This is a genomic window from Streptomyces sp. URMC 123 (assembly GCF_051386515.1).
Classification (GTDB): domain Bacteria; phylum Actinomycetota; class Actinomycetes; order Streptomycetales; family Streptomycetaceae; genus Streptomyces.
The window spans coordinates 21,625-30,682 of record NZ_JBPQTV010000037.1 but is presented as its reverse complement, the minus strand read 5'-3'; the positions used below and the strand labels follow the sequence as shown (position 1 = coordinate 30,682).

General features: G+C 72.7%; 8 protein-coding genes. 1 reads left to right on the top strand and 7 read right to left on the bottom strand.

Features of this window, described 5'->3' with window-relative positions; translation table 11 throughout:
- Positions 1–55: 55 nt before the first annotated feature.
- From ACSNOD_RS07740 to ACSNOD_RS07710, 7 genes are read right to left on the bottom strand one after another with little or no spacing between them, the layout of a single operon-like run.
- On the bottom strand, positions 56–1,498 hold the full coding sequence (locus ACSNOD_RS07740; protein ID WP_436766021.1) for an NDP-hexose 2,3-dehydratase family protein: 1,443 nt from the start codon (positions 1,496–1,498) through the stop codon (positions 56–58).
- A complete protein-coding gene (locus ACSNOD_RS07735; RefSeq protein ID WP_436766020.1) occupies positions 1,488–2,282 on the bottom strand; it encodes a thioesterase II family protein in 795 nt (264 codons plus the stop codon). Before ACSNOD_RS07735 ends, ACSNOD_RS07740 begins: the two co-directional genes overlap by 11 nt.
- Positions 2,283–2,287: 5 nt before the next feature.
- On the bottom strand, positions 2,288–3,265 hold the full coding sequence (gene rfbB / locus ACSNOD_RS07730; RefSeq protein ID WP_436766022.1) for a dTDP-glucose 4,6-dehydratase: 978 nt from the start codon (positions 3,263–3,265) through the stop codon (positions 2,288–2,290).
- A 43-nt stretch (positions 3,266–3,308) separates the two neighbouring features.
- Entirely contained in the window at positions 3,309–4,187 is an 879-nt protein-coding gene (rfbA, locus tag ACSNOD_RS07725; protein WP_436766019.1) for a glucose-1-phosphate thymidylyltransferase RfbA, read from the bottom strand.
- Positions 4,188–4,213: 26 nt separating this feature from the next.
- Positions 4,214–5,458, bottom strand: a complete 1,245-nt coding sequence (locus ACSNOD_RS07720; protein WP_436766018.1) for a DegT/DnrJ/EryC1/StrS family aminotransferase — start codon at positions 5,456–5,458, stop codon at positions 4,214–4,216.
- Positions 5,455–5,997, bottom strand: coding sequence for a sugar 3,4-ketoisomerase (locus tag ACSNOD_RS07715; protein ID WP_436766017.1), 543 nt, complete (start codon positions 5,995–5,997; stop codon positions 5,455–5,457). Before ACSNOD_RS07715 ends, ACSNOD_RS07720 begins: the two co-directional genes overlap by 4 nt.
- Positions 5,988–7,199: a cytochrome P450 gene (locus ACSNOD_RS07710; RefSeq protein ID WP_436766016.1), complete on the bottom strand. Its 1,212-nt coding sequence runs from the start codon at positions 7,197–7,199 to the stop codon at positions 5,988–5,990. The genes ACSNOD_RS07715 and ACSNOD_RS07710 overlap by 10 nt, the downstream gene beginning before the upstream one ends.
- Positions 7,200–7,628: 429 nt before the next feature.
- Here ACSNOD_RS07710 and ACSNOD_RS07705 point away from each other — a divergent pair, with 429 nt between their 5' ends.
- Positions 7,629–8,678, top strand: coding sequence for an NAD-dependent epimerase/dehydratase family protein (locus tag ACSNOD_RS07705; protein ID WP_436766015.1), 1,050 nt, complete (start codon positions 7,629–7,631; stop codon positions 8,676–8,678).
- Positions 8,679–9,058: the final 380 nt, after the last annotated feature.

Genomic DNA, 9,058 nt, shown 5'->3' with positions numbered 1-9,058 from the left:
CCCCCCCCCCCCCCCCCCCCCCCCCCCCACGGTGTTTCTCCGTTTCCTCGGGAGCTCAGTAGCAGGCGTGGGCGCAGGCGATCAGCGTGCGCAGCTCCACATTGAGGTAATTGCCGTGCGCCAGCAGCTCGGTGAGCTGGCCGAGGGTGGCCCAGCGGAACCCCGGCGGGCAGTCCACCGGCAGCTCCTGGCCGGCCTCCACGACCAGGTACCGGTTGCGTGCGTGGTAGAAGCGGCCGCCCTCCTCCGAGAGCACCGCGTCGTACCGCACCCGGTCCGGCGCCGCGCCCAGCACGTACTCCAGATACGGCGGCGGCCCGCCCCCGTCGCGCGACGGCGCCGAGCGCGACTGCACGGTGGGGCCGAACTCGGCGACGTTCAGCGCGCCCACGTCCGAGCGCGCCGCCACCAGGGCGTGCAGCACCCCCTTGATCCGCCGGACGGCCAGCGCCATCAGCCCCTGGGAGCAGGGGCGCAGCAGCGGCTGCGTCCAGGACGCCACCTCGCGCTGCTCCGCGGTGACCTCGACCGCCATGATCTCGAAGCGCCCGCCGTCGCGGTGCCGGATGGTGTCCTCCGTGCGCTGCCAGCCGTCCTCGTACGCCTGCCGGAGCGGCACGCTCTGCTGGCGCAGCACGCGCAGCGCCTGGACGTCGGTGAGACAGCCGGTGACGGCGTGCAGGTCGTGCAGCGGCTCGGCGTCCCCGTAGAAGGAGTGCCGCAGCGCCGCCGCGAAGTCCCCGCCGGCGCCGTCGCCGTCGGGCGCGTCGTGCGCGGTGGGCAGGCAGGCCAGCACGCTGCGGGTGTCCATGTTGACGAGGTCGTCCCGGCGCAGCAGCCGCCGTATCTGCCCGAGGGTGAGCCATCGGAAGGAGTCGTGCGCCGCCAGGTCCGAGTCGATCTCGACGACCATGTTGCGGTTGCGCTTGTGCAGGAACCAGTCGGCCTGCTCGGACTGGATGGCGTCGACCAGGACGCGCCGCCCCGGGCGCTGGATGAAGCGGTCCAGGAACGGCGTGGAGCGGCCGTGGTGCACCTCGTCGAAGTTGCTGCGGGTGGCCTGCACCGTGGGGGAGAGCTGGAGCCCGTTGACGTTGCCGGGCTCCGGCTTGGCCTGCATCAGGAAGTGCAGCACCCCGTCGAACTCGCGCGCCAGGATGCCCAGCAGCCCCACCTCGGGCTGCGCGATGATCGGCTGGACGCGGTCGACGGGGTCGAGGTCGGAGCTGGTGCGCAGCCCCTCGATGGCGAAGAAGCGGCCCGTCTCGTGGCGCAGGTCGCCGGTGCCGGGGTCGAAGGCCCACCGCCGCAGCGCGCCGAAGGGGATCGGCCGCGCGTGGAAGTGGTGGGCCCGCCGGTACGCGGCCAGCCAGCCCGTCACCTCCACCATGGGGGTCACCCGGCTGTCGAGCGTCTCGGCCGACCGGCGGACCCGCTCGGCCGTCTGCCGGCGGTCGGCGTAGTCGGCCTCGGCGACGGACCCCGGCTCAGGTCGCATGGGTCCCCCCGGTGCCCACGGGCAGCAGGGGCGCGAGCGTGTCGACCAGGGCCGCGCACACCTCCGCGGGCCGCTGGTGGAGGAAGAAGTGGCCGCCGGGGAAGGTGCGCACCGGGGCGCCGGCCACCGCGACCTCCGCCCACGCCGCGGCCTCCGCCGCGGTGACGTTCGGGTCGTCGGCGCCGGTGAACACGGTGAGCGGGCAGTCCAGCGGGGGGCCGGGGCGGTGGGTGTACGTGCCCACGGCCCGGTAGTCGTTGCGGATGGCGGGCAGCACCAGCTGGAGCAGCTCGGGGTCGGCGAGCAGGCTCTCGTCGGTGCCGTCCAGCGAGCGCAGCTCGGCCAGCAGCCGGTCGTCGTCGTAGAGGTGCACGGTCATCGGGCGGTTCGTGGTGGGGGCGCGGCGGCCGGAGACCACCAGCGCGGCCGGCCCCGCGCCCTGCCGCTGGAGCACCCGGGCGACCTCGTAGGCCACCGTGGCGCCCATGCTGTGCCCGAAGAGCACCAGCGGCCGGTCGGCGTGCGCCCGCAGCACCTCGGCCAGCGGCTCGACCAGGCCGTCGACGGTGTCGATCAGCGGCTCGCTCCGGCGGTCCTGCCGGCCGGGATACTGGACGGCCAGCACCTCGACCTCCTCGGGCAGCGCCCGCACGAACGGCAGGAAGGAGGTGGCGGAGCCGCCCGCGTGCGGGAAGCAGGCCAGCCGCACGGCGGGCGCGGCGCACGGCCGGTACCGGCGGAGCCACAGGTCGCACAGGGCGTGCGGATCTGTCGAAGCGGACACGGGGTTCAACGTCCTTTCTTGAGGGGCTCCCACCACGCGCGGTTCTCGCGGTACCAGCGCACGGTCTCCGCCAGCCCCTCGTCGATGCCGATCTTCGGCGCGTAGCCCAGCTCGGTGGCGATCTTGGTGTAGTCGACGGAGTAGCGCCGGTCGTGGCCCTTGCGGTCCGGCACCTGCCGCACCGCCGACCGGTCGGCCCCGCACAGCCGCAGCAGGCGGTCGGTGAGCTCGGCGTTGGTCAGCTCGGTGCCGCCGCCGATGTTGTAGACCTCGCCGGGGCGGCCGCCCAGGGCCACCAGGGCGATGCCCCGGCAGTGGTCGTCGACGTGCAGCCAGTCGCGGCGGTTGCCGCCGTCGCCGTAGAGCGGGACGGTCGCCCCGTCGAGCAGATTGCTGGTGAACAACGGGATGATCTTCTCCGGGTACTGGTACGGCCCGTAGTTGTTGGAGCAGCGGGTCACGCACACCGGCAGCCCGTGGGTGCGGTGGAAGGCCAGCGCCAGCAGATCGGAGGCGGCCTTGGAGGCGGCGTACGGGGAGTTGGGGCTCAGCGGGTGGTCCTCCGGCCACGACCCCTCCGGGATCGAGCCGTACACCTCGTCCGTGGAGACGTGCACGAACCGGCCCGGCCGCGCCCGCAGCGCCTCGTCGAGGAGGACCTGAGTGCCCAGCACATTGGTGCGCACGAAGGCGCCGGCGTCGTCGATCGACCGGTCCACGTGCGACTCGGCCGCGAAGTGCACCACGAGATCGGCGCCCGCCATGGCCCAGGCCACGGTGGCGCGGTCGCAGATGTCCCCCTGGATGATCCGCAGCCGCGGGCAGTCGCCCACGGGGGCCAGGTTCGCCAGGTTGCCCGCGTAGGTGAGGGCGTCCAGCACCACCACCTCGGGCTTGCCGAACTCCGGCAGCGAGCCGTCCAGCAGGGCGTTGACGAAGCGCGAGCCGATGAAGCCGGCGCCCCCGGTGACCAGGACGCGCAGCGGCCGCCGGCTCGCGGTCCGGGCGGCCGCCCAGTGCTCCGTCTCACGCGGCACCGGCATGGGAGGCCACCTCCATCAGATAGGCGCCGTAGCCGGACGTGCCCAGCTCGCGGCCGAGCCGGTACAGCTCGTCGGCGTCGATGAACCCCATCCGCAGGGCGATCTCCTCGATGCAGGCGATCCGCACCCCCTGGCGCTGCTCCAGCAGTTGGACGTACTGGCTGGCCTGGAGCAGCGAGTCGTGGGTGCCCATGTCCAGCCAGGCGAAGCCGTGGCCGAGCTCGATCAGCCGGGCGCGCCGCTGCTCCAGATAGACCTTGTTGACATCGGTGATCTCCAGCTCGCCGCGCGCGGAGGGCCGGATGTTCTTGGCGATGTCGACCACGTCGTTGTCGTACAGGTACAGCCCGGTGACGGCCAGGTTGGAGCGCGGCCGGGAGGGCTTCTCCTCCAGGGAGAGCAGCAGCCCGTCCCGGTCGATCTCCCCGACGCCGTACCGCTGCGGATCGCTCACCGGATAGCCGAACAGCACACAGCCGTCGAGGTGGCGGATGCTGCCCTGGAGCACCGAGGAGAAGCCGGGGCCGTGGAAGATGTTGTCGCCCAGGATCAGCGCCACCGGGCTGTCACCGATGTGCTCGGCGCCGATGGTGAGGGCCTGGGCGATGCCCTGCGGCTCGGGCTGCTCCGCGTAGGTGATGTCCAGGCCCAGCCGGGACCCGTCGCCCAGCAGCCGCTGGAAGAGCTCGATGTGCTGGGTCGACGAGATGACCAGGATCTCGCGGATGCCGCCCAGCATCAGCACGGACAGCGGGTAGTAGATCATCGGCTTGTTGTAGACCGGCAGGAGCTGCTTGGAGAGCGTCCCGGTCAGGGGCCGCAGGCGGGTTCCGCCGCCGCCGGCGAGGATGATCCCTTTCATTCCGGGACGCCCCGATAGGGTCTCGGTCATCGTTTCTCCGTCGATAGGGGAGGACGGGGGCCGCCCGGCGGCGCGAGCGCCGGCAGCCCGGCGGCCGCCGCCGTGACCGCCGCCACGACGGCGTCGGCCTCGTCGTCCCCGAGGTGGGGCCCGAGGGGGAGGCTGAGGCACTCCGCGGCCAGGCGTTCGCTGTGCGGATGGGTGCCGGCCGGCGCGCCGGCCGGGTCGTCGGCGTAGGCGGGGGACCGGTGCGGCGGCACGGGGTAGTGGATCAGGGTCTCCACCCCGGCGCGCGCCAGCCGGCGGCGCAGCTCGTCGCGCTCCGCGCAGCGGATCACGTACAGGTGCCACGCCGGGTCGGCCCAGGGGGCGGTGGTGGGGACGGCGATCGGGGGCAGGGCGCCCAGGGCCCGGGTGTAGCGCTCGGCCAGGGCGGCCCGGCGGGCGTTCCAGGCGTCCAGCCGCGGCAGCTTGGCGCGCAGCACGGCGGCCTGGAACTCGTCGAGCCGGGAGTGGCCGGCCCGCACCTCGTGCCGGTACTTCTCCCGGGAGCCGAGGTTGCGCAGCAGCCTGACGCGCTCGGCCACGGCGGCGTCCCCGGTGACCACCGCCCCGCCGTCGCCCAGGGCGCCCAGGTTCTTGCCGGGGTAGAAGCTGAACGCGACCACGTGGCCCGAGCCGATCCGGCGGCCCCGGTAGCGGGCGCCGTGCGCCTGCGCGGCGTCCTCCACCACGGCCAGGCCGTGCCGTTCGGCGATCGCCAGCAGCGGGTCCAGATCGGCCGGGTGCCCGTGCAGATGCACGGGCATCACGGCCCGGGTGCGGGGGGTGACGGCCGCCTCCACCAGCGCGGGGTCCAGGGACAGCCCGTCCGGCGTCGGCTCGACGGCCACCGGGCGGGCCCCGACGGCGGACACGGCCAGCCAGGTGGCGATGAAGGTGTGCGCGGGCACCACCACCTCGTCCCCGGGGCCGATGCCCAGCGCGCGCAGCGCCAGCTCCAGCGCGTCGAGGCCGCTGCCGACCGCCACGCAGTGGTCGTTGTCGCAGTACGCGGCGAACTCCGCCTCGAACGCGTCCAGTTCGCGGCCCAGCAGATAGCGGCCGGAGGCGGCCACCCGGGCCAGGGCCGCGTCGATGTCGGCCCGCAGCTCCCGGTAGGCCGCGCCCACGTCGAGGAACGGCACGGTCACGGCGGGCTCCGGGCGGCGGTCGCCGGCGCGCTCCGCGGTCACGGCGGGCCCCGGCGTCACGGCGGGCCCCGCGGTCACGTCAGGCTCCAGGCGTCGCGCAGGAACGTGTCGTAGTCGCGGTAGTAGTCCGACTCCTCGTAGTGCCGCGAGGCGAGGACGAGGGCCACGGAGTCCGGCGCGAAGTCCTTCAGCACCCGCCACACCATCGGCCCGATGTAGAGCCCGGCCCCCGGCTCCTCCAGCCGGTACGTGGTGCTTTGGAAGCCGTCGTCCAGGCTGATCGAGAACCCGCCGTGCACGGCGATGACCAACTGCTCCAGCGTGCGGTGCCCGTGCAGCCCCCGGGGCGGCGACGACTCCGACTGGCCGTGCATGTAGTAGACGCGCTTGATGGCGAAGTCCACGGTCATCTCGGACTCGACCACGGAGAGGCTGCCGCGCGGATCGATGTGCTGTTCCAACCTGATCAGCCGACACGGTTTGATCCTGCCGACGCGCACGGCGTGGGCGGACTCGGCGGTGTTCTCGGCGATGGCGGCGCTCCTCTCGGGACGGGCACGGCCCCGCGGCCGGTGCGGACCGCGGAAGCCGGGGGCCGGCGGCTCGGTCAGCTCCACTCGACGCGGACGGGCAGGTATTTGGCGGTGAGCTGGTCGGCCTCGTAGTAGAGGGTGTTGCCGTGGTCGATGCGGAACGACTCGATCTGCTCCAGCATCAGTTCGAGCAGCACCTTGCCCTCCAGGCGGGCCAGGAAGGCGCCCAGGCAGTGGTGGATGCCGATGCCGAACGCCATGTGGCGGGAGCCGCTCTCGCGCCGGATGTCGAAGGTGTCGGGGTCCGGGAAGTGCTCCGGGTCCCGGTTGGCCGACTGGCTCCACGCGATGACCATCTGGCCCTTCGTCATGCGCGGGCCGAGGATGTCGGTGTCCTCCTTGAGGAACCGGAAGATGTTGTTGAAGGGGCTGCGGTAGCGCAGCGTCTCCTCCACCGCGCCGGGCACCAGCTCGCGGTCGGCGCGCAGGTCCGCCAGCGCGCCCGGGTTCTCCTCCAGCACGAGGAAGAGGTTGCTGAGCAGGGTGCTGGACGAGACGTGGCCGGCGGTCAGCAGCAGCGCCACGATGTTGACGATCTCCTGGTCGGTGAGCCGGCGGCCGTCCTGCTCGGCCTGGACCAGGCCGCTGATCAGGTCGTCGGCCGGGGCCTCCCGCTTGGCGTGGATCTGCTTCAGGAGGTAGTCGGTCATCTCCTGGAGGGCGGGCGCGATGGTCTCCTGGAAGTTCTCCGGGAGGTTCGGGTACTCCAGGCCCTCGTTGGTGAGCAGGGTGTCGACCCACTCGCGGAACACGTCGCGGTCGTCGGAGGGGATGCCCAGCAGCTCGGCGATGACGATGACGGGCAGGGCGTAGGAGAGGTCGCCGACGACGTCGATGGTCTCCCGGCCGCGCACCGCGTCGAGCAGCTCCTGGGCGACGGCCCGGATGCGGGGCTCCAGGCGGGCCATCCGCCGCGGCGTGAACGCCTGGCTGACCAGCTTGCGCATGGGGCCGTGGGCGGGCGGGTCCAGGGCGCCGATGGTCCCCGGACCGATGATCATCTCCAGCTCGGGCGGGGTCGGCATGACCTCGTTGAAGTCCGAGGAGAAGATCTGCGGATTGTTGGAGACGGTCAGGTAGTCGTCGTAACGGAAGACCTGCCAGGCCTGCCGGCCCTCGTCCCAGAACACCGGGTGGTGCGTCCGGTTGAAGGCGAACCAGTCCAGGAGCTCCTGGGCGTTCGCCTCCTTGCTGAGCTCGAGCGGCTCTGTCATGGCCTCGGTCATCGGCCGTACTCCTTGGGGAAGTGGTGGTGCGGACCGGGCGCGTGACACGCCGCTCTCGGTCCCTCGATGCCGGCGGAGCCTATGAATCGCCCAAGATCGCCAGCAAGGTGGACCTGACACAATGACCTTCGGGTCGGGAGCGCCGGAAGAGGCGCCCCGGGAAACGGCCGGAGGGGCGCGGGGAACCTGACACATTCACGGTTCGGCGGTTGCCGTCGGCCGCGCCCGTGCTGAACACTTCGCTGTTCACGTGCGGAGGGGGCCCGGCCGGTCACGGAATGCGGGGGGAATTCGCGTTCCCGTACGGGTGCGGCCGGGCGCGGGATGAAACGGGGCGGCACGGTTCGGCGCGGGTCGGTACGGGTCGGCGTCGCGGCCGCGGCAATTCCCCGTTGTTTCTCCGGAACCACAGAAAGGGCGGTACATCCCGTGAAGATCCTTGTCATCGGTGGCACGCAGTTCGTGGGCCGGGCCTTCGTCACCGAGGCCCTGGCCCGCGGCCACGAGGTCACCACCTTCAACAGGGGTGTCAGCGCCGCCGACCTTCCCGGGGTCGAGGCGGTCCACGGCGACCGGCAGGTGGCCGCGGACCTGGAGCGGCTGGTCGACGGGGGCCGCCGCTGGGACGCCGTGGTGGACACCTGCGGCTATGTGCCGCGCGTCGTCGGCGCCGCGGCCCGCGCGCTCTCCGGCCACGCCGACACCTACCTCTACGTCTCCAGCCTGGCGGCCGTCCGCGACTGGGGCACGGCGCCCACGGTCGACGACGACTCGCCCACCCACGACTGCTCCCCGGACGCCGGGGAGGACGACGGCGACTACGGCGTCCTCAAGGCCGGCTGCGAGCGCGCCGTCGTCCGCGACTTCGCCGGCGACACCCTCCTCTTCCGGGCCGGGGTGATCGTCGGCCCGCACGACAACGTCGGCCAGATGGACTCGTGGCTGTGGCGGCTGCGCACGGCCGAGGGCGAGCGCCGGCGGGTGCTCGCGCCCGGCAGCCCGGACATCGGCATGCGCATCATCGACGCCCGGGACATCGCCCTCTTCGGCCTGCGCTGCCTGGAGGAGCGGCGCACCGGCCCCTTCGTGGTGGCCGCGCCCGAGCGCCACACCACGTACGGCGACTGGCTGGCCGCGTGCGCCGCCGCCACCGGGTCGCGGGCCGAACTCGTCTGGGCCGACGACGCCTTCCTGCTGGAGCGCGGGGTGGAGCCCTGGAGCGACCTCGCGATGTGGATTCCCGACCGGCCGGACCAGCTGACCCTGTGGGCCACCGCCACGGACCGGGCCGAGGCCGCGGGCCTGGTGTGCCGCCCGATCGCCGAGACCGCGCGGGACGCCTGGGCGGTCCTGAGCGACCGCACCCCGCCCGAGCTGCCCCTCGTCAACTCCTGGGGCCACCGGGCCGGTCTCGCGCCCGAGCGGGAGCGGGAACTGCTGGCCGCGTGGGACGGGCTCCGGAGCGGCGCGCACGCGTAGAGCACCCTGCGGAACGGCGGCGGCGGTGGGGCCCCGGCCCCACCGCCGCCGTGTGTTTTCCGATCCGTCATCGCGGTTCCGCATCGCCTCGCGAAACCGCAATGCGGACCTGACACAATGCCGCCCGCCCTTTCGCCGGAAAGAATTCCGGAATGTGTCCGTCCAGGCGCGGCGGCAGTGTTGCCGCGGCGCTGTCCCGGCGAATGAACTGCCCCCCGGGCGAACTTGACACAATGGATTCGCGATCGTTGACCGATCCTGTCGCCCCGCGGATACCCCGCTGTACGATCATGAAGATCAAGAAGAAGCGGGAATTCCGTGACGTGCACGGCGAGCACATGAGGAATGCTGGTGTCTGAAGATCTCGTGATGTCCCGAAG

Excerpts from the sequence above, each read along its gene's own strand:
- rfbA (WP_436766019.1), bottom strand. The coding sequence starts at position 4,187 with ATGAAAGGGATCATCCTCGCCGGCGGCGGCGGAACCCGCCTGCGGCCC.
- ACSNOD_RS07710 (WP_436766016.1), bottom strand. The coding sequence starts at position 7,199 with ATGACCGAGGCCATGACAGAGCCGCTCGAGCTCAGCAAGGAGGCGAAC.
- ACSNOD_RS07740 (WP_436766021.1), bottom strand. The coding sequence starts at position 1,498 with ATGCGACCTGAGCCGGGGTCCGTCGCCGAGGCCGACTACGCCGACCGC.